A 21,666-nucleotide genomic window follows, 5' to 3' on the forward strand; every position below is an offset into this window, starting at 1 on the left:
ACGGTGGCACCGGGAAGTCTGGTCAAGAACGGTCCAGTCGGGCATGGTGGACCGCATGCCAGTGCTGACCGACCAGTCCACTCGGGCGCACGAGCTCGCCGCGCTGCTGGGGGCCCCGGCCGGCACGGGCCCCCGCTACGCCGCGCTGGCCGCCCGGGTGCAGGAGCTGCTGGGTACCGGGGCGCTGCCGGTGGGCACCCGGCTGCCCGCCGAGCGCGAGCTCGCCGAGGCGCTGGGGGTCAGCCGGGTGACCGTGGCCAGCGCCTACCGCACGCTGCGCGAGGAGGGCTACGCGCGCACCCGGCACGGGTCGGGCACCGTCACCGAGCTGCCGCACGGGCCCGGCGTCGAGTGGCCGCTGCCCCGCGACGGCGACGGCGTGGTCAACCTGGCGCACGCCGCTCCCCCGGCCTCGCCGCACCTGCTGCCTGCTTACACCCGCGCGCTGGAGCTGCTGCCCGGCGCGCTGGGCGACTCCGGCTACCACCCCGACGGGCTACCGGCGCTGCGCCGGGCGGTCGCCGACCGGTTCACCGCCCGCGGCCTGCCCACCGACCCCGACCAGGTCGTCGTCACCGCCGGGGTGATGGACGCCGTCGGCCTGGTCACCACCGCCCTGCTCTCCCCCGGCGACCGGGTGCTCATGGAGCACCCCACCTACCCGGGCGCCGTGCAGCTGGTCACCGAGCTGGGCGCGGTCCCCGTGCCCGTGCCGGTGGACCCGGCCGACCCCGACGCGCTGGTGCAGGCCGCGCACACCGCCGCGCGGCAGAGCGCCCCGCGGCTGGCCTACCTGATGCCCGACCACTCCAACCCCAGCGGCGCGACGCTGTCGGCCACCGGCCGGCGCCGGCTGGCGGCCACGCTCTGGCAGCAGGGCACGCTGACCCTGGTCGACGAGGTGACCACCGGTCTGCACCTGGACGAGGACGCCCCCGACCCGCCGCCGTTCGCCGCCGGGGTGCCCGACGCCGCCACCATCACCGTGGGCGGGCTGTCGAAGTCGGTGTGGGGCGGCCTGCGGGTGGGCTGGCTGCGCACCGACGCCGCGCTCGCCGCCCGGCTGGCCGACACCTACGGCCAGCGGCAGCTGACCGTCGGCGTGCTGGACCAGCTCACCGCCACCTTCCTGGTCGCCGACCTGGACCGGGTGCTCGCCGACCGCCGCGCCGAGCTGCGGGCCGGCCGCGACGTGCTCGGCGCCGCCCTGGCCGAGCTGCTGCCCGACTGGTCGCCCTACCCCTCGACCGGCGGGCTGGCCACCTGGTGCCGGCTGCCCGAGGGGGTCAGCTCGGCGGCGCTGGCCCGGGCGGCCCTGGTCGAGGGCGTGCGGGTCGCCGAGGGCCGGGCGTTCGGCACCGGCGCGGCCTTCGACGACCACCTGCGGCTGCCCTTCACCCGGCCGGCGGCGGAGGTCCGGTCCGCGCTGGCCGTGCTGGGCCGGGTCGCCGACCGGCTGGCCGGTCGCGGCGGCTCGACGACGCCGGTGCGCGCCGTCTGAGCCCCCGACCGGGGGACCCCGGCGGCGCCGGGGGATGATGCCCCGGTCGTCGGTGCCGAGGGAGGAGCGCAGGGTGTTCTACTTCCTCGCCAGGTTCGTGCTTCGGCCGCTGTTCGTGCTGGCCTGCCGGCCGACCGTGGTGGGCGAGGAGCGGGTGCCCCGCACCGGGCCGGTGCTGCTGGCCAGCAACCACCTGTCCTTCATCGACTCCATCGCCATCCCGCTGATGGCCCCCCGCAAGGTCGGCTACCTGGCGAAGTCGGAGTACTTCACCGGCACCGGGCTGAAGGGCTGGCTGACCAAGGTGCTGTTCACCGCGCTGGGCGCCCGCCCGGTCGAGCGGCAGGCCCAGCGCGCCGCGCAGGCCGGCCTGGACACCGTGCTGCACGCGCTCAACGACGGCGAGGCCTTCGGCATCTACCCCGAGGGCACCCGCTCGCGCGACGGCAAGCTCGCGCGCGGCAAGACCGGGGTCGCCTGGCTGGCGCTGACCGCCGACTGCCCCGTCGTCCCGGTCGCGGTGCACGGCACCGACCGGGTGCAGCCGGTCGGCGCACCGTGGCCCCGCCCGGCCAAGGTGACCATCACCTTCGGCGAGCCGCTGACCTTCCCCGAGCACCGCGGCCAGGCCGGCAAGGGCAAGGCCCGCCGCGAGGTCACCGACGCGATCATGACGGCGATCCACGGGCTCAGCGGGCAGGAGAAGTCCGGCTGGTGAGCGCGCTGCTGGTCGCCGGCACCACGTCCGACGCCGGCAAGTCCGTCGTCACGGCCGGCATCTGCCGGTGGCTGGCCCGCGAGGGCGTCTCGGTGGCGCCGTTCAAGGCGCAGAACATGAGCAACAACTCCTGGGTGACCGCCGACGGCGCCGAGATCGGCCGGGCCCAGGTGTTCCAGGCCGCCGCCGCCCGCGCCGAGCCCGAGGCGGCGATGAACCCGGTGCTGCTCAAGCCCGGCGGCGAGCGGTCCAGCCAGGTCGTCGTCCTCGGCCGAGCGGTCACCGACGTGACCGCGATGAGCTACCGCGGGCTCAAGGCGCAGCTGCTCGAGCAGGTGCTGGCCAGCCTGGCCGACCTGCGCAGCCGGTTCGACGTCGTGGTCTGCGAGGGCGCGGGCTCCCCGACCGAGATCAACCTGCGCGACACCGACATCGCCAACATGGGCCTGGCCACCGCCGCGCAGCTGCCCGTCGTGGTCGTCGGGGACATCGACCGCGGCGGGGTGTTCCCCGCCCTCTACGGCACGGTGGCGCTCATGCCGCCGGCCGACCAGGCGCTGGTCGCCGGGTTCCTGGTCAACAAGTTCCGCGGCGACCCCCGGCTGCTGGCCCCGGGCCTGGACCAGCTGCGCGACCTGACCGGCCGGCCCACCCTCGGCGTCCTGCCCTGGGTACCGGGGCTCTGGCTGGACGTCGAGGACTCCCTGGACCTGGACGGCGACCGCGGCCAGGCCGCGCCCCCGGTCGGCGAGGACGTGCTGCGGGTGTCGGTCGTGCGCCTCCCCCGGCTGTCGAACTTCACCGACCTGGACGCCCTGGCCGCCGAACCCGGCGTCCTGGTCCGGTACGCGACCAGCCCCGCCGAGCTGGCCGACGCCGACCTCGTCGTGCTGCCCGGCACCCGCGCGACCGTCGCGGACCTGGCCTGGCTGCGGGAGCGGGGCCTGGACGCAGCGATCGCCCGCCGGGCCGCCGAGGGCCGGCCGGTGCTGGGCATCTGCGGCGGCCACCAGATGCTGGCCCGCACCATCACCGACGACGTGGAGTCCCGGGCCGGCGCGGTCGCGGGCCTGGGCCTGCTGCCCACCGACGTCGTCTTCGGCGCCCAGAAGGTGCTGGCCCGGCCCACCGGGTCCTGGCGCGGCCACCCGGTGCACGGCTACGAGATCCACCACGGCGTGGTCACCCCCGACGGCGGCGAGCCGTTCCTGGACGGCGTGCGGGTGGGCGCCGTCAGCGGGACGACCTGGCACGGCGCGCTGGAGAACGACGGGTTCCGCCGGGCCTTCCTCGCCGACGTCGCGGCCACCACCGGGCGACGGTTCACCGTCGCCCCGGACACCGACTTCGCCGCGGTGCGGGAGCGCCGGCTGGACGCCCTGGGCGACCTGGTCGCCGAGCACGCCGACACCGCCGCGCTGTGGCGGCTGCTGGAGCAGGGCACGCCGCCCGGGTTGCCGCTGCTGCCCCCTGGTGCAGGCTGGACGGCGTGACGCTGCAGCGATTCGTGGATGCCCAGGACGAGGTGTGGGACGACGTCCTCGCCGAGCTGCGCGCCGGGCACAAGCGCACGCACTGGATGTGGTTCGTCTTCCCCCAGCTGCGCGGGCTGGGGCGGTCGGCGACCGCGCAGCACTACGGGATCGCCGACCTGGCCGAGGCCCGGGCCTACCTCGACCACCCGGTGCTCGGTGCACGGCTGCGGCAGGCCTGCGACGTGCTGCTCGAGCACGGGGACCGGACGGCGCACGAGGTGCTCGGCTCCCCGGATGACCTGAAGCTGCGCTCGTCGATGACGCTGTTCGCCACCGCGGACCCGGTGGAGCCGCGGTTCCCCGCCGTCCTCACCCAGTGGTACGACGGGCCGGACGACGCGACCGTGCGCCTCCTCGGCTAGGCCTTCTTCGTCTTCTTCGCGGCCCGCTCGGCCACCGCGGCCCGGTTGCGCTCGATCGCCGCGCGCACCAGGTCCTGGAAGGCCGAGGCGTTGATGGTGTCGCCCTCGAACAACTCGTAGGAGCGGCGCTGGTTGCCACCGAGCTCGCCGTTGAACAGCCCGGTCGGGTCGGGCAGCGAGGCGCCGTGCAGGAAGCCGAGCTTGACCTTGGCCTTGAAGACGTCGCCCACCACGAGGATGCCGTCGAGCTCCCACACCGGGGAGCCCATCCACTTCCAGGTCTCCTCGATCGCCGGGTCGACCGCCAGGATCAGCCGGCGGGCCTCGGCCAGGGTCTGCCCGCGCCAGTCGGCGTGCTTCGCGACCAGGGCGTCGATCTCGGCTGCGGGTTCCACGGGACCTCCGGTGTGCGGGACGGGGTCGGACGATAACCCGGTCCCCTGTGCGCCACGGGCGGGGTGGCCCGACGTCCCCGACGGTGGCCGACCGTCGTACCGGCCGGCCACCGTCGGGGATGTGCGGCGACCCGGGTCAGCCGTGCCGGCGGCGCCCCGCCACCAGCGCGACCCCGCCGGCGACCAGCAGCCCGGCGGCCAGCGCCGTCCAGCTGCCGACCTCGGCGCCGGTCTGCGCCAGCGCGGTCCGGGTCGGGTGCGTCCCCGTGCCCGACCCGCCCCCGGCGCCCGGACCGGCGACCGGCTGCGTGCCCGGCTGGGTGCCCGGCTGGGTGCCCGGCTGGGTGCCCGGGCCCGTCCCCGGCCCACCGGTGCCCGGGCCCGGCTCGGTGCCGGGGCCCGGGTCGGTGCCGTCCTCGGCGCAGGGGAAGGTTCCGGTGCGCAGGGAGAAGCCGTCGGTGTCGTTGTCGTCGGCGTAGTAGGTCGCCCGGTACCCGTCGACGCAGGTCGCCTCGGTGTCGATGGCGAACCCCTCGTTGGCGAGCGTCGGGTCGGCGCCGGCGGGCGGCGCGAAGGTCTCCACCGCGGTGAACGACCCCGACCCGTCGAGGGCGAACAGCGCCGTCTGACCACCGCAGACCTCGTCGCAGACCACCCAGAGCGCACCCAGGTCGGCGTCGAACTGCACGTCGGCGACCACCGGCTCGTCGTCCGGGCCGAACGGGGTGAACAGGTCCACCGGGATCGTCGCGACCCGGGCGAACCCGCCGTCGTCGGCCAGCGCGTAGGCGTGGACGCTGGAGGTGCCCTCGACGCCGACGAGGAACAACCCGTCGCCGTGGCCCGGGTAGCCCGCCGGGTCGTAGGCGCGGCCGGTCCGCTGGTCGACGAACCCGCCGTCGACCAGGTACGCGTCGGGCACCCACGTGATGCCCTCGAGACCGGAGTTGGCCCCCAGGCCCGGGAAGTCCGGCGCCAGGTCCCACTCCGTCGTCGCGACCAGGGTGCCGCCGGTGCCGGTGGGCAGGTAGCGCAGCACCGACGGGCGGCTGACGTCGTCGGCGCGGTCGTCGCGCTCGCTGGAGACGTACACCCCGCCGGCGGAGTCGTCGCCGGCCACGGTCACGCCCTCGGCGTCCACCACACCGCCGGGGCCACCCGGGTAGTCCAGCGTCCACTCCCCCGCGACCGTGCGGCCGCCGGCCCCGTCGTCGACGAGCCGGTACAGCAGGCCGTCACCGTTCTGCACCGCCCACAGCGTGCCGGGCGCCGCGGTGCCCGAGGGCTCGATGTCCAACCCGCTCAGGTCGCCGGTGACGGTGGCCTCGTCGTCGATCGCCGTCTCGTCCGGGCCCCCCGGCCACGGGGCCGGGACCGGGTAGCCGGCGCACGCGTTCCAGGAGCCCTTGGTCGGCTCGAGGGTGGTGACCAGGTCCCCGACGCCGTTCGGGCAGCGCCCGTAGGTCGTGCTCGCCTGCTGGGTCCAGGCGTAGCTGTCGTAGACCACGCCCCCGGGCGAGCTGAGGGTGACCGTGTCGGCCCCACCGAGGCCGAAGCCGAACTGCGCCTGGTCCAGCACCAGGTACCCGCGGCCGGGCACCTCGCTGCCCGCGGGCAGGGTCCAGCTGCCGCCGTCGGCGTCGGTCAGCACCGCGCCGGCCAGGTCGACCGGGGTGGTGCCGACGTTGAACAGCTCCACCCAGTCACCCGGGGTGCCGCCCTGGGACTCCACCTCGTTGATCTGCACCCGGGGCAGGCAGTTGTTCGCCGTCCCCTTGGTGGCGCGGGTGGTGTCGGTGAACTCGCCGGTCCCGTCCGGGCAGCGGCCCCAGGTGACGGTGGCGTGCTCCTCCCAGGCGTACTCGGCGACCAGCGTGCCGGCGGTGTCGGACAGCCGGACGGCGTCGGCGCCGCCCAGGCCGAAGGTGAACCCGGGCTGACCGCCCTGGGCCTGGTCGACGACGTAGAAGCCCCCGGCGGGGACGACCGCACCGGCCGGCAGCGTGAAGGCCGGGTTGGTCGGGTCGGAGTCGCGGAAGGTCCAGCCGCCGATCGCGACATCGGCGGTGCCGGTGTTGGTCAGCTCGGCCCAGTCGGTGTCGTCGCCGTTGCTCTCCACCTCGTTGACCACGACGGCGGACGCGACCGGCTGCGGATCGGGCTCCGGGTCGGGGGTGGAGCAGTCGTTGGCCGAGCCCTTCGTCGGGTTCGCCGTGGTGGTGAACGCGCCGGTGCCGTCCGGGCAGCGGCCGTAGCTGGTCGTGGCGTGCGAGGTCCACGCGTACTCGTCGACGACCGCGCCGTCCGCGCGCAGGAGCCGGACGGCGTCCGAGCCGCCCAGGCCGAAGGCGAAGCCGGTCCCCTCCTCCAGCACGAGGTGGCCCCCGGCCGGGATCGAGGTCCCGGCCGGCAGCTCGTACCGGTGGGTCGGGTCGCTGTCGGTGAGCACGAGGCCGCCCACGTCGACGGCGGTGGTGCCGGCGTTCGCGAGCTCCACCCAGTCGCCGGGGTCACCGCCCTGCGACTCCACCTCGTTGATCGTGACGGTGGACAGGTCGGCGTCGGCGGCCGAGGCGGACGGGGCCAGCAGCAGCGGGCCGGTGGCGGCGCCGGCCACGGCGAGCAGGAGGGCGCCGAGGCGGGCGGTGGACGAGCGCATGGGGTTCGGGGATCCGTTCGCCGGGGTCAGGACCCGGCGAGTCGAGCCCGGCCCGGCGACCCGGAGGTGAACGGCGGACGACCGGCGGGCGGCGCGGGCCGACACGCCGCGCCTATGCCTCAGCTGTGCGACGTCCTGGTCACGCTGCGTCAGGAGACGGCGGCGCGCACCTCGTCCGGCCACGGCACGGGCACCCCGTCCCGGGTGGCCACGTAGGTCGACCGGACGACGCAGCACAGCCGGTCGCCGACCCGGACCTCGAAGGCCAGCGTCAGGCTGGTCCGGCCGAGCTTCTCCAGGCCGCAGGCGACGTCCACGGTGTCGCCCCACACGGCCGACGACGACCACTCCAGGCTCGCCGCCTTGACCAACGGCTGCACCCCGCAGACGCCGTCGGGGTCCCAGCGCAGGCCGACCGAGGGCCACCAGGCGTTGGACGCCTCGTCGGCCCACACCAGGTAGTTGGCGTTGAACACCACGCGCTGGTCATCGCACTCGCTGTACCGGACCGGCGCGCTCCAGGTGACCGACACGGGCGCGATCGTAGGGGAGGCTGGTGACCATGGACGGCGCCCTGGACCACTACCGCGGACCCAACGCCCGGGCGGTCGACAAGGTCATCGACCACGTCGACCACCACTGCGCGGCCTTCATCGGGCTCTCGCCGTTCGCGACCCTGGCCACCGCCGACGCGGCCGGCTCCCCCGACGTCTCGCCCCGCGGCGGCGTCCCCGGCTTCGTGCGGGTGCTCGACCCGCGCACGCTCGTGCTGCCCGACCGGGAGGGCAACTACCGATTGGACAGCCTGCACAACCTGCAGGCCAACCCGCAGGTCGCGCTGATGTTCTTCGTCCCCGGCATCGACGAGACGCTGCGGGTCTACGGCCGCGCCCGGTCGGTGCCGACCGGGGAGGTCGACCTGGACCTCGTGGAGTTCGGCAAGCCGCCGCTGTCGGTGCTGCTCGTCGACGTCGAGCGGGCCTACTTCCACTGCGCCAAGGCGGTCATGCGCTCCCGGCTGTGGGACCCCGACGCCCGGGTCGAGCGGTCGGTCTTCCCGCCGATGGGCCAGGTCTGGCGCGAGCACACCGCCGCCGACTCCCCCGCCCAGCCCGACCACGAGATGCGCACCGAGCTGGCGGGCGAGCTCTAGGCGGTGCGGCGCTCGTAGACCCCGACGACCTCGCCGCGGAAGAAGTCCGTGATGCCCGGGAAGGCGGCCAGCACCTTGTCGTGGTCCCAGTCGTCGACCACGTGGATCTCGTGGTGGTTGTGCTCGAGCTCGCCCTGCGGGTAGTGCACGATCGGGATCGACATGTACACCGCGCGCCCGGCGGCCCGGCCGGCCCTCTCCCAGAGGTCCTGCGCCTCCTCCACCGTCATGTGCTCGGCCACGTCCCCGAGGACGACGACGTCGGCGGCGGGCAGCTCGGTCGTCCGCGCGTCGCCGAGCACGACCTCGTCGTAGAGGTCGCGCAGCCCGTAGGTCTCCACGTAGGGCTCGAACACCTCCAGCGCGGTCATCCGCGCCGGACGGTCGCCGGCCAGCAGCTTGGCGTAGGTGCCGGCGCCGGCCCCGACGTCCAGCAGCGACCCCGGCGCGAGGTCGACGATCTTCTTGCGGGTCCAGTCCTTGCCCTCGGGCGAGCTGATCGGCACCGCCGGAATCTACTGGCGGGCCGCCACCGCCGCAGAACCGTCGTACCCCGGTCCTAGCGTGCCGCCATGGCGCACACCTTCCAGGTCACCTTCGACTGCACCGACCCGCACCCGCTCGCCGACTGGTGGGCCGACGCGCTGGGCTGGCGGCGCGAGCCCAGCGACGAGGCGTTCATCCGCCGGATGGTCGCCGAGGGCCACGCCCTGGAGTCCGACACCACCACCCACCGGGGCGAGCTGGTCTGGGCCGAGGGCGCGGCGATCGTGCACCCCGACGGCACCATGCCGCGGATGCTCTTCCAGCGGGTGCCCGAGGCCAAGACGGTGAAGAACCGGGTGCACCTCGACGTCCGGGTGGGCCGGGACGCCGTGGAGTCCGAGGTGGCCCGCCTGGTCGCCGCGGGCGCCACGGAGCTGCACCGGGCCAGCCAGGGGCCGCACGGGTGGGTGACGCTCGCCGACCCGGAGGGCAACGAGCTCTGCATCAGCTGACCGGGTCGTCCCGGTCGAACTCCCGCGCCATCCGGCGCACCGCGACGGCCTGCTCGTTGCGGGCGCGGGTGCGCTGCCGCTTGCGCACGTGCTCGGGCGCGCGGTCCCGGGCGTCCTCGACCAGCTGGTAGGAGGCCAGCGCACTGGCGCGGACCCTCGAGGTCCCGAACAGGCCGTTGGTGGTGGCCGGCCGGACGGGCTCCGCGCTGGTCATGTGGCACCTCCCCGTGGGGGTGCGCCCCGCACCCAGGTCCATTCAATGACCTCGGCGGCGACATTCCAACCGTGTCCTGACCCACCTTCGTCCCACCGGGTGACAGCAGCAACGCAGGTCACGGGCCAGGCGGCGTGTCGGGGCGGCGCGCCGGGGGCTCTACGGTGGCCCCGTGGCGAGCGGCTGGAAGTCCCTGCTGTCCCAGGTGGTGTCGACCGTGGTCCGGGAGGCCACCCGGACGGCGACCCGACCGACCCGGCGATCGGGCCCGGCGGGTCCGCCCCGGCGCTCGCCGCTGCCGCCCTCCCCCGCCCCGGCCCGCCGGTCGGCCGCCGGCGACTTCACCGGCCGGGGCGAGATCTCCTACTCCCCGCGCGCCGACGGCCGCCCCGACCCGGGGGAGGTCGTCTGGGCGTGGGTGCCCTTCGAGGAGGGCGACGGCCGGGGCAAGGACCGCCCGGTCCTGGTGGTCGGCCGGCACGGGGACGACCTGCTCGGGCTGATGCTCACCAGCAAGGACCACGACCGCGACGCCGCCGACGAGGCCCGGCACGGCCGGGTGTGGGTGGACATCGGCAGCGGCGACTGGGACCGGCAGGGCCGGCCCAGCGAGGTCCGCGTGGACCGGGTCCTGCTCATGGGCACCGACGACGTCCGCCGCGAGGGCGCCGTGCTCGACCGGCGCCGGTTCGACCAGGTCGCCGACGAGGCCCGCCGCGTGCTGGGCTGGTGACTCAGCCGCCGCGGCGCAGCCAGCGCGACAGCAGCGGGGCGGTGAGCAGCATGACGAACAGCCGCAGCACCTGGACGGCGAGCACCACCGTGGCGTCGGCCCCGCTGCCGGTCGCGGTGGCCAGCACCGCGTAGAGCCCACCCGGGGTGGTGGCCAGGTAGGCGGTGAGCGGGCTGACGTCGGCGGTGGCCGAGAGCACCAGGCCCAGGCCCGCCGAGGCCACCACCAGCGCGACGATGAGCAGCAGGGCCAGCGGCAGCGCGCGGCCGACCACCCGCAGGCTGTCCCGGGTGAAGGACAGCCCGACCTGCAGGCCGATCACCAGGAACGCCGCGGCCTCCAGCAGGGCCGGCACCGACGCGTCCCGGGACAGCCCGGTCAGGTCCAGCGTCGCCGCGACCAGCATCGGGCCGAGCAGCGCGGCCACGGGCAGCCGGAGCAGGCGGGCCAGGGGGTAGCCGACCCCGGCGCTGACCAGGGTGAACAGCAACCCCGCCCAGACCCCGGGCCCGGCGTCGACCGGCACCGTCCCGCTGCCGGAGGCACCGAACGCGACGGCGGCGACCACCGGCATCGTGACCACGATCAGCAGCACCCGCAGGTACTGCAGGACGGCGACCATCCGGGCGTCGGCACCCAGCTCGCGCGCCATCACCGTGATCCCGGAGGCGCCGCCGGCGATCATCGCGAAGGCCCCGGTCACCCGGCTGACCCCGCGCTGCAGGGCCATCAGCCGGCCGGCCAGCACGCTGAGCAGCAACGTCCCCACGGTCACCGCCAGGACCGGCAGCCAGTCGGCGGCGATGGTCTCCAGCGTCGACAGCGAGACCAGCGCGCCGATGGAGACCCCCACCACCGCCTGCGCGACGGTCATGCCCTGCTTGGGCGGCACCGGCGGCCCGGCGACGAGCAGGGCGCGGCCCAGGCCCGCGACCAGCCCGGCGAACAGCGTCGCCGAGGGCACCGAGAGCAGCTCCAGCACGACCGACAGGACGACCGCGACGGCCAGCACGGCCAGCCAGTCCAGGAGCAGCCGCCGGTTCATCGGGGCCCACTCTGCTCCTGGGGCGCAGGTCACGCCGCCGGCGAGGGAGGACGACGCCGTGGAGCCGAGCCGCACCCGCCCCGCCGACGCGGCCCGGTCGCCCACCGCGCCGGGGTGGCGGGCGCTGGTCAGCCGCCGGTGATGCGGCGCAGCTCGGCGACGTGGGCGGTGAACGCCGCACGGCCGGCCCGGGTCAGCGACAGCGACGTGCGCTGCCGGGACGCCACGGTGGCCTTGCTGACCCGCACGTAGCCGGCGTCCTCGAGCTGCTTGACGTGCTTGGACAGCACCGAGTCGCTGACCCCGACGGTGTCGCGGACGGCCGCGAAGTCCATCACGTCGACGGCCGCGAGCAGGCCGCAGACCTGCAGCCGCGGCGGGGCGTGCACGACCTGGTCGAACCGGGGCTCGACGGCGGTCACCGCCCTGCCCGGAGGTCGCGCTGGTAGGCCGTCGTCCAGCGGGAGCTGAGCACCGCGGCACCGACGCCCAGCAGGACGCCGGCCCCGACCATGGCGTACCGGACGTCGAGCACCAGCTCGGCGACCAGGCCCACGGCCAGCACGACCGCGCAGGCCAGCGCCCACACCCGCACGAGCGGCCTGGTCGACGGGCTGCCGTGGAACCCGCTGACCCACATCCCCGTGTGCCGCCGGTAGGCCGCCGCCAGCAGGCCGGTGCCGATCGCGAAGACCGGCAGCGCGGCGAGGGTGGCCCAGGGGAAGGCGAAGGAGTACGTCGCGAGGAAGCCGCCCAGCAGCACGCCCAGCGCGGGGTCGTACCAGCGGGGCTGGCGGGCGCGGTCGGCGAGGGCCGCGCGGTCGGTGTCCAGCGCGGCCAGCGAGGCCGCGGCGTCGTCTCGACTTTCCATGCCGGAAAGTCTGCCGGACGACTTTCCGGATCGTCAAGTCTGCGGCGTGGTGAGATGGACGCGAACTGCGACGGCAGTGCAGGAAGCCGGTGCGACTCCGGCGCGGTCCCGCCACTGTCAGCCCCCCGGGGTGAGCCAGGAACTGCCGCCGTCGCCACCTGCCACCTCCGGGCGCGGACACCCGGGGAGAGGAACCCCCGTGGTCTACCCCTTCAGCGCCGTGGTCGGCATGGACGACATGCGCCTGGCCCTGCTGCTCAACGCCGTCTCCCCCGCCGTCGGCGGCGTGCTGGTGCGCGGGGAGAAGGGCACGGCGAAGTCCACCGCGGTCCGCGCGCTGGCCGCCGTCCTGCCCGCGGTGGACGTCGTCCCCGGCTGCCGGTTCGGCTGCGACCCCGCCGCCCCCGACCCGGCCTGCCCCGACGGCCCGCACCCGGCCGACGGCCCGGCGGCGCAGCGGCCGGCCCGCCTGGTGGAGCTGCCGGTCGGCGCCTCGGAGGACCGGCTGGTCGGCTCGCTGGACATCGAGCGGGCGCTCACCGAGGGCGTGAAGAGCTTCGAGCCCGGGCTGCTGGCCGCCGCGCACCGCGGCGTGCTCTACGTCGACGAGGTCAACCTGCTGCACGACCACCTGGTGGACCTGCTGCTGGACGCCGCCGCGCTGGGCCGGGCCTACGTCGAGCGCGAGGGCGTGTCGGTGCAGCACGCCGCCCGGTTCCTGCTGGTGGGCACGATGAACCCCGAGGAGGGCGAGCTGCGGCCGCAGCTGCTGGACCGCTTCGGCCTTACCGTGGAGGTCGCCGCCCCCCGCGACGCCGCGCTGCGCGCCGAGGTGGTGCGCCGCCGGTTCGCCGCCGACGCCGACCCCGCCGGCTTCGGGGCCCGCTGGTCGTCCGAGGAGCGGGAGCTCGCCGACCGGATCGCCGCGGCCCGGGCGCTGCTGCCCGACGTCGTGCTCGGCGACGCCGCGCTGGCCCAGGTCACCGCGGTGTGCGCCGCGTTCGGCGTCGACGGGCTGCGCGCCGACATCGTCACCGCCCGCGCCGCGATCGCGCACGCCGCCTGGTCGGGCCGCGCGGAGGTGACCGAGGACGACGTCCGGGTCGCCGCCCGCCTGGCGCTGCCGCACCGCCGCCGCCGCAACCCCTTCGACGCCCCCGGCCTGGACGAGGAGACCCTCGAGCAGGCCCTGGACGACGCCCGCCCCGACCCCGAGGACGACCCCACCCCCCCGGAGGGCGGTCCGGGTGGCCCGGGCGGACCCACCGACACCGACGCCGACGCCCCGCCCCGCGAGGGCGAGGGAGCCCCTCCCCCACGGTCCGGGCCGCAGGGTGGTGCAGGGGATCCCCTGCCCCCCACCGGCGGGACCGGGGAAGGCGAGGGCGACGTCGCCGGCCCGGCGCCCGAGCGGGCCGCCGTGGCGCCCGACGCGGCGTTCCGCGCCCGGCGCCTGGAGGTCCCCGGCATCGGCGCGGGCGTGGCCGGCCGGCGCTCCAAGGCGCGCAGCGAGCGCGGCCGGGTGGTCGGCTCCCGCCGTCCCGAGGGCACGGTGACCCGGCTGCACCTGGTCGACACCGTCGTGGCCGCCGCCCCGCACCAGCGCGAGCGCGGCCGCACCGGCCCCGGGCTGCGGCTGGAGCGCGCCGACCTGCGGCAGGCCGAGCTGGAGGGCCGCGAGGGCAACCTGGTGCTGTTCGTGCTCGACGCCTCGGGCTCGATGGGCTCCCGCAGCCGGGTGGCCGCGGTCAAGGGCGCCGTCCTCTCGCTGCTCACCGACGCCTACCAGCGGCGGGACAAGGTGGGCCTGGTGACCTTCCGCGGCGCCGGGGCCGAGCTGGCGCTGCCGCCCACGTGGTCGGTGGAGGCCGCCGCGGCCCGGCTGACCGACCTGCCCACCGGGGGCCGCTCGCCGGTCGCCGCCGGGTTGCTGCGGGCCCACGAGGTGCTGCGGGTGGAGCGGGTGCGCGACCCCCGCCGCCGTCCGCTGCTGGTCGTGGTGACCGACGGCCGGGCGACCGGCGAGCGCGGCACCGACCACCTGGGCCAGGCGCACCGCGCCGCCGGGCTGCTGCGGGCCGCGGGCACCGCGTCGGTGGTCGTGGACTGCGAGTCCGGCTTCGTGAAGCTCGGCCTGGCGCAGGTCCTGGGCGCGCACCTGGGCGGGCAGGTGCTCCGCATGGAGGACCTGGGCGCGCTGGTGCAGGACGTGAAGGACGCCGCCTGATGCCGCAGGGGCAGGTCACCGCGGTCCCGGTCGACGGGCTGACCACCAAGCAGCGCCGCAACCGGCCGCTGCTGGCGGTGCACACGGGGACGATGAAGGGCAAGTCCACCGCCGCCTTCGGCATGGCCCTGCGCGCGTGGAACCAGGGCTGGTCGATCGCGGTCTACCAGTTCGTCAAGAGCGCGAAGTGGAAGGTCGGCGAGGAGAACGTCATGACCACCCTCGGCCGGCTCCACACCGAGACCGGCGAGGGCGGCCCGGTCGTCTGGCACAAGATGGGCTCGGGCTGGTCCTGGTCGCGCAAGCAGGGCGACGAGACCGACCACGCCGCCGACGCCGCCGAGGGGTGGGCGCAGATCAAGCGCGACCTGGCCGCCGAGGCGCACCGGTTCTACGTGCTCGACGAGTTCACCTACCCCATGACGTGGGGCTGGGTGGACGTCGAGGACGTGGTGGAGACCATGCGCACCCGGCCGGGCAACCAGCACGTGGTGATCACCGGGCGCGACGCCCACCCGGCGCTCGTGGCGGCCGCGGACCTGGTCGTGGAGATGACCAAGGTCAAGCACCCGATGGACGCCGGCCAGAAGGGCCAGCGGGGCATCGAGTGGTGACCATCCCCCGCGTCGTCCTCGCGGCACCGTCCTCCAGCGCGGGCAAGACGTCGATCGCCACCGGGCTGATCGCCGCGCTCACCGACCGCGGGCTCACCGTCTCCCCGCACAAGGTGGGCCCGGACTACATCGACCCCGGCTACCACTCGCTCGCCGCCGGGCGGCCGGGCCGCAACCTGGACAACTGGCTGGTCGGCGAGGAGCGGATCGCGCCGCTGTTCCTGCACGGCGCCCGCGGGGCCGACGTCGCCGTCGTCGAGGGCGTGATGGGCCTGTTCGACGGCGCCAGCCACCCCTCGGTCGAGCCCGGCTTCGGGTCGACCGCGCACGTGGCCACCCAGCTGCGCGCCCCCGTCGTCCTCGTCGTGGACGCCTCCGCGCAGGCCCGCAGCGTGGCCGCCGTGGTGCACGGGTTCGCCACGTTCGACCCCACCGTGCGCCTGGGCGGGGTCATCCTCAACCGGGTCGGCTCCGACCGGCACGAGGCCATCCTGCGCGAGGCGCTGGGCTCGGCCGGGGTGCCGGTGCTGGGGGCGGTCCGCCGGATCGCCGACCTGGAGACGCCGTCCCGCCACCTGGGCCTGGTGCCCGCCGCCGAGCGGTCGGCCGAGGCGGTGCGCACCGTCCGCGCGCTGGGCGCCGTGGTCGGGTCGTCGGTCGACCTGGACGCCGTCCTGCGGCTGGCCCGCAGCGCCCCCGACCTGGACGCCCGCCCGTGGGACCCCGCGGCCGAGGTCGAGCGGGTCGGGGGCCGGCCGGTGGTCGCCGTGGCCGGCGGTCCCGCGTTCACCTTCGGCTACGCCGAGACCGCCGAGCTGCTCGCCGCGGCCGGCGCCGAGGTGGTCACCGTGGACCCGCTGCGGGACTCCGCGCTGCCGCCGGGCACCGCGGGCCTGGTGGTCGGCGGCGGCTTCCCCGAGGTGCACGCCTCCGCGCTGGCGGCCAACGTCGGCCTGCGGACGGCGATCGCCGAGCTGGCCGCCTCGGGCGCACCGGTCGCGGCCGAGTGCGCCGGGCTGCTGTACCTCGCCGGGTCCCTGGACGGCGAGCCGATGTGCGGGGTGCTCGACGCGCAGGCCGCGATGCACCCGCGGCTGACCCTGGGCTACCGCGCCGCGGTCGCGATGACCGACAGCGTGCTGGCCCCCGCGGGCACCCGGGTGCGCGGGCACGAGTTCCACCGCACGCGCACCTCCCCCGGCGCCGGGCCCTCGCCCGCGTGGCAGTGGAGCGCCGACGGGCCCGAGGGGTTCGTGCAGGGCGGGGTGCACGCCTCCTACCTGCACCTGAACTGGGCCGGGTCCCCGCAGCTGGCCTCGCGGTTCGTCGCGGCGGCCGCCCGAGCCCGGGCGGGGGCGCCGGCGTGACCGTCCAGCGTGGATCAGGGGAGCTGATCCAACTTCATCCTGGTGCACCAGATCTCGTGCAGGAGGACGGACGTCGATCAACCTCCCTGATCAACGCTGAGCAGGAGGTGGTCGTCGGGATCGGGGCGCGGCCGGGTGTCACCGCCGACGTCGTGCTCGCCGCCGTCGACGCCGTCCTGCCCGCCGGTTCCCGGGTGCGGGCCCTGGCCACCGTGGACCGGCGCGCCGCGGAGCCCGGCGTGCGCGGGGCCGCGGCCGCCCGGGGCTGGCCGCTGGTCGCGTTCCCGGTCGAGGCGCTGGCCGCCGTCCCCGTGCCGTCGGTCTCGGCCCGGGTCGCCGCCGCCCTCGGCACGCCGTCGGTGGCGGAGGCCGCCGCCCTCGCCGACGGCGGCCGGCTGGTGGTGCCCAAGACCGTCCGCGGCCCGGTGACCGTGGCCGTCGCGTCCCGGTGACCGACCTGCACCACCACGGGGACGTCGAGGCCACCCCCGGGCTGGTCGACCTGGCGGTCAACGTGCGCGCCGGCGCTCCCCCGGCCTGGCTGCGCGCGGTGCTGCGCGCCGCGGTCGACGACTGCGCCGCCTACCCCGACCCCGCCCGCGCCCGGGCCGCCGTCGCCGCCGCGCACGGCCGACCCGTCGAGGAGGTGCTGCTGACCGCCGGCGCCGCGGAGACGTTCACCCTGGTCGCGCGTGCCCTTCGGCCGCGCCGCGCGGTCGTGGTCCACCCGTCCTTCACCGAGCCCGAGGCGGCGCTGCGCGCGCACGGCCACCCGGTGCACCGGCACCTGCTCGCCCCGCCGTCCTACCGCCTCACCCCGCCGCCGGGGGACGCCGACCTGGTGGTGCTGGGCAACCCGACCAACCCCACCTCGGTGCTGCACCCCGCCGCCGACGTCGCCGCGCTGTGCCGGCCCGGCCGCACCGTGGTCCTCGACGAGGCCTTCGCCGACACCGACCCCGGCGAGCCGCAGTCGCTGGCCGCCCGCCGGGACCTGCCCGGGCTGCTGGTGGTGCGCAGCCTGACCAAGACCTGGGGGCTGGCGGGTCTGCGGGTCGGCTACGCCCTCGGCCCGGCCGACCTGGTGGCCGCGCTGGCCGCCGTCCAGCCGCACTGGCCGGTGTCCACCCCGGCGCTCGCCGCGCTGGAGGCCTGCGCCGGCGTCGACACCGACGGCTGGGCCCGGGAGCTCGCCGGTCACCGGGCAGCCCTGCTGGACCTGCTGCCGGACGGCGTCGAGGTGGTCGGCACCCCGGCGTCGTCGTTCGTGCTGCTGCGGGTCCCCGGCGCCGAGGCGGTGCGGCTGCGGCTGCGCGGGGCCGGGTTCGCCGTCCGCCGCGGCGACACCTTCCCCGGGCTCGACCCGGACCACCTGCGGGTCGCCGTGCGCGACCCGGCGACCTCCGCGGCGTTCGCCGCGGCCCTGGCTGCGATCCTGGAGCGACCATGAGCCTGCTCGACGAGACCATCGCCGCCGTCGCACCCCGCGACCCCGCCGCCGAGCGGGCCGCCCGCGAGCGCCTGGACCGGATGACCAAGCCGCCGGGTTCCCTCGGCGTGCTGGAGGACGTCGCGGCGCAGCTGGCCGGCACCGCCGGGGCCTGCCCGCCGCCGCTGCCGGTCCCGGCCGCCGTCGCGGTCTTCGCCGGCGACCACGGCGTGCACGCCCAGGGCGTCACCCTGTGGCCGCAGGAGGTCACCGCGCAGATGGTGGCCAACTTCGCCGCCGGCGGCGCCGTCGTGAACGCCTTCGCCGCGCAGCTGGGCGCCGACGTGGTCGTGGTCGACGTGGGCGTCGCGGCGCCGTCGGGCCCCGCGCCCGGGCTCTGGGACCGCAACGTCCGGCGCGGCACCGCCGACCTGGCCGAGGGCCCGGCCATGACGCCGGACGAGGCCCGCCGGGCCGTCGAGGTCGGCATCGAGGTGGCCACCGCGCTCGCCGCCGACCACGGCTGCCTGGTCACCGGCGACATGGGCATCACCAACACCACCGCCTCCGCCGCGCTGGTCTGCGCGTTCACCGGCGCGGCCCCCGCCGAGGCCACCGGTCGCGGCACCGGCGTCGACGACCCGACGCTGGCCCGCAAGGTCGCCGTCGTCGAGCGCGCCCTGGCCCGGCTGGACGGGGAGCGCGACCCGCTGACCGTGCTGGCCGAGGTCGGCGGGCTGGAGCACGCCGCGCTGGCCGGCTTCGTGCTGGGTGCGGCCGCCGCGCGGGTGCCGGTCGTGCTCGACGGCGTCATCGCCGGCTCGGCCGCCCTGGTCGCCGCGGCGCTGTGCCCGCCGGCGCTGGAGCACGCACTGGCCGGCCACGTGTCCGCCGAGCCCGGTCACGCGCTCGCGCTGCGCCACCTGGGTCTGCGCCCGCTGCTGGGCCTGGACCTGCGCCTGGGCGAGGGCACCGGCGCCCTGCTGGCCTCCCCGCTCGTCGCCAGCGCCGCCCGCGCACTGGCCGACGTCGCCACGTTCGACTCCGCCGGCGTCACCGAGAAGGCCTGATGCCGGCCACCCCCGTCGACCCCGCCTCCGGGTCGGTCTACCCGATTGGGCTGCGGCTGGCCGGCAAGCGGGTCGTCGTCGTCGGCGGCGGCCAGGTCGCCCACCGCCGGGTGGCCGGGCTGCTGGACGCCCACGCGGTGGTCACCGTGGTCAGCCCGGAGCTCACCCCGGCACTGGAGGCGCTGGTCGAGCCCGGCTCGGTCACCTGGGCGCGGCGGCCCTGGGCCGGGGGCGACCTCGCCGACGCCTGGTACGCCGTCGCCGCCACGGACGACCCCGAGGTCAACGAGGCGGTGGCCGACGAGGCCGAGGCGCGCCGGATCTTCTGTGCCCGGGCCGACGACCGGTCCCGCTCCAGCGTCTGGACCCCGGCGGTCGGCCGGGTCGGGGACGTCGTGGTGAGCGTGCACGGGGGCGGCGACCCGCAGCGCGCCGTCGGCATCCGGGACGCCGTGCTGGTCGGGCTGACCGACGGCACCGTGGCCGACACGGTCTCCCGCCCGCGCGACGGGCGGGGCAGCGTCGTGCTGGTCGGCGGCGGCCCCGGTGACCCCGGTCTGGTGACCGTGCGCGGCCGGCAGGCGCTGGCCACCGCCGACGTCGTGCTCGCCGACCACCTGGCGCCGCAGTCGCTGCTGGCGTCGCTGCCGCCGCACGTCGAGGTGGTCGACGCCTCGAAGCTGCCCCGCGGCCGCTCGATGGCGCAGGAGCAGATCAACGCGCTGCTGGTGGAGCACGCGCTGGCCGGCAAGCGGGTGGTGCGGCTCAAGGGCGGCGACCCGTTCGTCTTCGGCCGCGGCTACGAGGAGCTCGAGGCCTGCGCCGCCGCCGGGGTGCCCGTCGAGGTGGTGCCCGGGGTGACCAGCGCGATCGGCGTCCCCGGGCTGGCCGGCGTCCCGGTGACCCACCGCGGGATGACCCACGAGTTCGTGGTGGTCTCCGGGCACGTGCCGCCGGACCATCCGTCGTCCCTGGTCGACTGGGCCGCCCTGGGCCGGCTGCGCGGCACGCTGGTGGTGCTCATGGGCGTGGAGACCGCGCCGGCGATCGCCGCCGCCCTGGTCGAGCACGGCCGGGCCGCCGACACCCCGGTGGCCGTGGTCGTGGACGGCGCGGGCCCGGCGCAGCGGCTGTTCCGCACCACGCTGGCCGGTCTCGGCGCCACCATCGCCGCCGAGGGCGTGCGCCCGCCCGCCGTCTGGGTGGTCGGCGACGTGGTCGGCCTGGGCGCCTGACCCGCGGGGTGCTCAGACCACCGAGGCGAAGACGACCACGTTCTCCTCGCTGGCACCGGCCGACTCGTCGTAGGTGCCGCCGCAGGTGACCAGCGCGACGTCGGCGCCCTCGGGGTGGCCGTTGAGCGCGTCGGACAGGTCCGACGTCGACTTGTCCAGGCCCGTCAGCGGCGCCTCGATGACCTGCAGCTGCAGCTGGCTGCCGTCGGCCGAGGTGAGGACGACGGGGTCGCCCACCTGCAGCTCGCCGAGCCGGTCGAAGACGCCGGGCGCGTCACCGGGGACGTCGTGGCCGAGCACCACCGCCATCTGGCCCGAGCCCGGCTCGGGGCCGTCGGACCACCACGACGTCGACGCCATGTCCTCGGGCACGCCGTACCCGGCGACCTGCTGGCCGGTGAAGGGGTTGGTGTAGTCGACCGTGCCGCGCTGCTCCACCGGCGCCTGCACGCCGATGGAGGGCACGCTCAGCGCCGCCGGGACCAGGGGCACCTCGGCCGCCGACGTGGCCGGCACCGCCGGGGTGGTGTCGCGGCCGTAGCCGTACCACCAGCCGCCGGCCAGCAGGGTGACCAGGACCAGCAGGACGACCAGGCCGGACGACGACCCGGCGTCGCGGTCAGCCGGCGACGCCACGGCGGGCCCGCAGCCACAGCGCACCGCCCCCGCTCGCGGCGACCAGCGCGCCCAGGCCGAGGAGCCCGGCCGGGGAGGAGTCGTCGGAGGGGGCGCCGCCGGTCGGCGCGTAGCCGGGGTAGGCCACCGCCTGGGTCGGTGCGGCGCTGGTCGTGACGGCCGGCGCGGCGGACTCCACCGGTGCCGTGGTCGGCGGGGTGGTGGTCGTGGGCGCCGCGGGGGCCGGGGTCGGGATGAGCGCGGCCAGGCACTCGGCGAAGTCCAGGACCACCTGCACCGTCCTGGTCACCCCGTCGACGACGACGTCGACGACCATGGTGAGCGACTCCTGGCCGTTCTCGAACAGGTCGGCGAGCTGGTCGGGGTCCAGGTCGAGCAGGCCCAGCAGCTGGTCCTGGGTGATCGGGATGGTCGTGGTGGCCTCGCCGCCCTCGACCGGGGCCGTCGTGCTGCCGCCGCCGAGCAGGCCGATGAGCGCCTCGGTCAGCCCGGTCGCCAGGCCGGTGACCGACACCTGGATGCCGGTGACGAGGCCCTGCACGCAGGCCGCACCGCCCGAGATGATCTCCGTCGGGTCCGGGGTGCCTGCGCCGCCGCCGGTCGGCAGACCGGGCAGGCCGGGCGCACCCGACGTCGGGAACGCCGGCACGACCGAGGTCGGGGCGGCCGCCCCGCCACCGCCGGCACCGGGGAGCTGCTCCAGCACGGAGCCGAGCGGGTCGCTGTCGTCGGCGGACGCGACGGCCGGGGCACCGAGGACGGCGACGGCGGCGATCGCGCCGGTGGCGAGCAGTCGCCGGCCGGTGCGGCGGGACAGGTGGAGCTGGGGCACGGCGGCGACCTCCGTTGGTCGTGCTGGCGGGAGCAGGTGACCGGACAACGACACCCGTGACGGGAGGTTACG

General features: G+C 76.5%; 24 protein-coding genes and 1 riboswitch. Of the genes, 14 read left to right on the top strand and 10 right to left on the bottom strand.

All coding sequences use genetic code 11. The features are described from left to right. The first annotated feature begins 55 nt into the window (after positions 1 to 55). From yczR to BLT39_RS02345, 4 genes are all read left to right on the top strand, one after another. The gene (gene yczR / locus BLT39_RS02330; protein ID WP_091059296.1) at positions 56 to 1,501 is read left to right on the top strand and encodes a MocR-like transcription factor YczR; all 1,446 of its coding nucleotides are present in this window, start codon (positions 56 to 58) and stop codon (positions 1,499 to 1,501) included. Positions 1,502 to 1,574: 73 nt separating this feature from the next. Further along, a complete protein-coding gene (locus tag BLT39_RS02335; protein WP_091057947.1) occupies positions 1,575 to 2,219 on the top strand; it encodes a lysophospholipid acyltransferase family protein in 645 nt (214 codons plus the stop codon). After that, positions 2,216 to 3,712, top strand: coding sequence for a cobyric acid synthase (locus tag BLT39_RS02340; protein WP_242658100.1), 1,497 nt, complete (start codon positions 2,216 to 2,218; stop codon positions 3,710 to 3,712). The genes BLT39_RS02335 and BLT39_RS02340 overlap by 4 nt, the downstream gene beginning before the upstream one ends. Further along, positions 3,709 to 4,116 (top strand): DUF1810 domain-containing protein, encoded by a 408-nt coding sequence (locus tag BLT39_RS02345; protein ID WP_242658101.1) that lies wholly within the window; start codon positions 3,709 to 3,711, stop codon positions 4,114 to 4,116. The genes BLT39_RS02340 and BLT39_RS02345 overlap by 4 nt, the downstream gene beginning before the upstream one ends. On the opposite strand, the gene BLT39_RS02350 is transcribed toward BLT39_RS02345, so the two are convergent. From BLT39_RS02350 to BLT39_RS02360, 3 genes are all read right to left on the bottom strand, one after another. Continuing rightward, positions 4,113 to 4,511, bottom strand: coding sequence for a DUF1801 domain-containing protein (locus BLT39_RS02350; protein ID WP_091057950.1), 399 nt, complete (start codon positions 4,509 to 4,511; stop codon positions 4,113 to 4,115). The two genes, BLT39_RS02345 and BLT39_RS02350, sit on opposite strands and share 4 nt — an antisense overlap. Positions 4,512 to 4,647: 136 nt before the next feature. Further along, the gene (locus tag BLT39_RS02355; protein ID WP_091057954.1) at positions 4,648 to 7,170 is read right to left on the bottom strand and encodes a lamin tail domain-containing protein; all 2,523 of its coding nucleotides are present in this window, start codon (positions 7,168 to 7,170) and stop codon (positions 4,648 to 4,650) included. Positions 7,171 to 7,319: 149 nt separating this feature from the next. Continuing rightward, positions 7,320 to 7,703 (bottom strand): acyl-CoA thioesterase, encoded by a 384-nt coding sequence (locus BLT39_RS02360; protein ID WP_091057958.1) that lies wholly within the window; start codon positions 7,701 to 7,703, stop codon positions 7,320 to 7,322. Between the two features lie 29 nt (positions 7,704 to 7,732). Here BLT39_RS02360 and BLT39_RS02365 point away from each other — a divergent pair, with 29 nt between their 5' ends. Continuing rightward, positions 7,733 to 8,323, top strand: a complete 591-nt coding sequence (locus BLT39_RS02365; protein ID WP_091059305.1) for an MSMEG_1061 family FMN-dependent PPOX-type flavoprotein — start codon at positions 7,733 to 7,735, stop codon at positions 8,321 to 8,323. Here the strand turns inward: BLT39_RS02365 and BLT39_RS02370 are convergent. After that, positions 8,320 to 8,829, bottom strand: coding sequence for a methyltransferase domain-containing protein (locus tag BLT39_RS02370; RefSeq protein ID WP_165640100.1), 510 nt, complete (start codon positions 8,827 to 8,829; stop codon positions 8,320 to 8,322). The genes BLT39_RS02365 and BLT39_RS02370 overlap by 4 nt on opposite strands. A gap of 66 nt (positions 8,830 to 8,895) precedes the next feature. Here BLT39_RS02370 and BLT39_RS02375 point away from each other — a divergent pair, with 66 nt between their 5' ends. Continuing rightward, positions 8,896 to 9,321 carry a VOC family protein gene (locus BLT39_RS02375; RefSeq protein WP_091057965.1) on the top strand — a complete coding sequence of 142 codons (426 nt, stop codon included), beginning with the start codon at positions 8,896 to 8,898 and terminating at the stop codon, positions 9,319 to 9,321. Here the strand turns inward: BLT39_RS02375 and BLT39_RS02380 are convergent. Next, positions 9,314 to 9,535, bottom strand: coding sequence for a hypothetical protein (locus BLT39_RS02380; protein ID WP_091057968.1), 222 nt, complete (start codon positions 9,533 to 9,535; stop codon positions 9,314 to 9,316). The two genes, BLT39_RS02375 and BLT39_RS02380, sit on opposite strands and share 8 nt — an antisense overlap. 172 nt (positions 9,536 to 9,707) lie before the next feature. Between BLT39_RS02380 and BLT39_RS02385 the strand changes: the two genes are divergently transcribed. Beyond that, positions 9,708 to 10,268, top strand: a complete 561-nt coding sequence (locus tag BLT39_RS02385) for a type II toxin-antitoxin system PemK/MazF family toxin (RefSeq protein ID WP_207507528.1) — start codon at positions 9,708 to 9,710, stop codon at positions 10,266 to 10,268. A gap of 1 nt (position 10,269) precedes the next feature. Here the strand turns inward: BLT39_RS02385 and BLT39_RS02390 are convergent, their stop codons facing one another. From BLT39_RS02390 to BLT39_RS02400, 3 genes are read right to left on the bottom strand one after another with little or no spacing between them, the layout of a single operon-like run. After that, a complete protein-coding gene (locus BLT39_RS02390) occupies positions 10,270 to 11,418 on the bottom strand; it encodes an AbrB family transcriptional regulator (protein WP_242658102.1) in 1,149 nt (382 codons plus the stop codon). A 23-nt stretch (positions 11,419 to 11,441) separates the two neighbouring features. Beyond that, positions 11,442 to 11,735, bottom strand: a complete 294-nt coding sequence (locus tag BLT39_RS02395; protein ID WP_091057975.1) for a transcriptional regulator — start codon at positions 11,733 to 11,735, stop codon at positions 11,442 to 11,444. Continuing rightward, the gene (locus BLT39_RS02400; protein ID WP_091057979.1) at positions 11,732 to 12,184 is read right to left on the bottom strand and encodes a hypothetical protein; all 453 of its coding nucleotides are present in this window, start codon (positions 12,182 to 12,184) and stop codon (positions 11,732 to 11,734) included. The genes BLT39_RS02395 and BLT39_RS02400 overlap by 4 nt, the downstream gene beginning before the upstream one ends. Before the next feature lie 24 nt (positions 12,185 to 12,208). Then, positions 12,209 to 12,349, top strand: a riboswitch (cobalamin riboswitch). Positions 12,350 to 12,383: 34 nt separating this feature from the next. Here BLT39_RS02400 and BLT39_RS02405 point away from each other — a divergent pair. The 7 genes from BLT39_RS02405 to cobA are packed head-to-tail and all read left to right on the top strand — an operon-like array spanning position 12,384 to position 20,126. Beyond that, entirely contained in the window at positions 12,384 to 14,411 is a 2,028-nt protein-coding gene (locus BLT39_RS02405; protein WP_091057983.1) for a putative cobaltochelatase, read from the top strand. Then, on the top strand, positions 14,411 to 15,025 hold the full coding sequence (cobO, locus tag BLT39_RS02410) for a cob(I)yrinic acid a,c-diamide adenosyltransferase (protein ID WP_091057987.1): 615 nt from the start codon (positions 14,411 to 14,413) through the stop codon (positions 15,023 to 15,025). Before BLT39_RS02405 ends, cobO begins: the two co-directional genes overlap by 1 nt. Beyond that, a complete protein-coding gene (locus BLT39_RS02415) occupies positions 15,022 to 16,392 on the top strand; it encodes a cobyrinic acid a,c-diamide synthase CobB (RefSeq protein ID WP_091059312.1) in 1,371 nt (456 codons plus the stop codon). Before cobO ends, BLT39_RS02415 begins: the two co-directional genes overlap by 4 nt. Before the next feature lie 56 nt (positions 16,393 to 16,448). Then, a complete protein-coding gene (locus BLT39_RS02420; protein WP_242658103.1) occupies positions 16,449 to 16,844 on the top strand; it encodes a cobalamin biosynthesis protein in 396 nt (131 codons plus the stop codon). Next, complete coding sequence (gene cobC / locus BLT39_RS02425) at positions 16,841 to 17,842, top strand: Rv2231c family histidinol phosphate aminotransferase CobC (protein WP_091057995.1); 1,002 nt, start codon at positions 16,841 to 16,843, stop codon at positions 17,840 to 17,842. Before BLT39_RS02420 ends, cobC begins: the two co-directional genes overlap by 4 nt. Then, the gene (cobT, locus tag BLT39_RS02430; RefSeq protein WP_091057998.1) at positions 17,839 to 18,891 is read left to right on the top strand and encodes a nicotinate-nucleotide--dimethylbenzimidazole phosphoribosyltransferase; all 1,053 of its coding nucleotides are present in this window, start codon (positions 17,839 to 17,841) and stop codon (positions 18,889 to 18,891) included. Before cobC ends, cobT begins: the two co-directional genes overlap by 4 nt. Then, on the top strand, positions 18,891 to 20,126 hold the full coding sequence (gene cobA / locus BLT39_RS02435; RefSeq protein WP_091058003.1) for a uroporphyrinogen-III C-methyltransferase: 1,236 nt from the start codon (positions 18,891 to 18,893) through the stop codon (positions 20,124 to 20,126). Before cobT ends, cobA begins: the two co-directional genes overlap by 1 nt. Before the next feature lie 12 nt (positions 20,127 to 20,138). Here cobA and BLT39_RS02440 read toward each other — a convergent pair whose 3' ends face one another. Beyond that, the gene (locus tag BLT39_RS02440; RefSeq protein ID WP_165640101.1) at positions 20,139 to 20,762 is read right to left on the bottom strand and encodes a class F sortase; all 624 of its coding nucleotides are present in this window, start codon (positions 20,760 to 20,762) and stop codon (positions 20,139 to 20,141) included. After that, complete coding sequence (locus tag BLT39_RS02445; RefSeq protein ID WP_091058009.1) at positions 20,746 to 21,594, bottom strand: hypothetical protein; 849 nt, start codon at positions 21,592 to 21,594, stop codon at positions 20,746 to 20,748. The genes BLT39_RS02440 and BLT39_RS02445 overlap by 17 nt, the downstream gene beginning before the upstream one ends. Positions 21,595 to 21,666 lie beyond the last annotated feature (72 nt).

This window comes from Klenkia brasiliensis, assembly GCF_900100695.1.
Lineage (GTDB): Bacteria > Actinomycetota > Actinomycetes > Mycobacteriales > Geodermatophilaceae > Klenkia > Klenkia brasiliensis.

Excerpts from the sequence above, each read along its gene's own strand:
- BLT39_RS02355 (WP_091057954.1), bottom strand. The coding sequence starts at position 7,170 with ATGCGCTCGTCCACCGCCCGCCTCGGCGCCCTCCTGCTCGCCGTGGCC.
- cobT (WP_091057998.1), top strand. The coding sequence starts at position 17,839 with ATGAGCCTGCTCGACGAGACCATCGCCGCCGTCGCACCCCGCGACCCC.
- BLT39_RS02365 (WP_091059305.1), top strand. The coding sequence starts at position 7,733 with ATGGACGGCGCCCTGGACCACTACCGCGGACCCAACGCCCGGGCGGTC.
- BLT39_RS02380 (WP_091057968.1), bottom strand. The coding sequence starts at position 9,535 with ATGACCAGCGCGGAGCCCGTCCGGCCGGCCACCACCAACGGCCTGTTC.
- yczR (WP_091059296.1), top strand. The coding sequence starts at position 56 with ATGCCAGTGCTGACCGACCAGTCCACTCGGGCGCACGAGCTCGCCGCG.
- BLT39_RS02375 (WP_091057965.1), top strand. The coding sequence starts at position 8,896 with ATGGCGCACACCTTCCAGGTCACCTTCGACTGCACCGACCCGCACCCG.
- BLT39_RS02400 (WP_091057979.1), bottom strand. The coding sequence starts at position 12,184 with ATGGAAAGTCGAGACGACGCCGCGGCCTCGCTGGCCGCGCTGGACACC.
- cobA (WP_091058003.1), top strand. The coding sequence starts at position 18,891 with ATGCCGGCCACCCCCGTCGACCCCGCCTCCGGGTCGGTCTACCCGATT.
- cobO (WP_091057987.1), top strand. The coding sequence starts at position 14,411 with ATGCCGCAGGGGCAGGTCACCGCGGTCCCGGTCGACGGGCTGACCACC.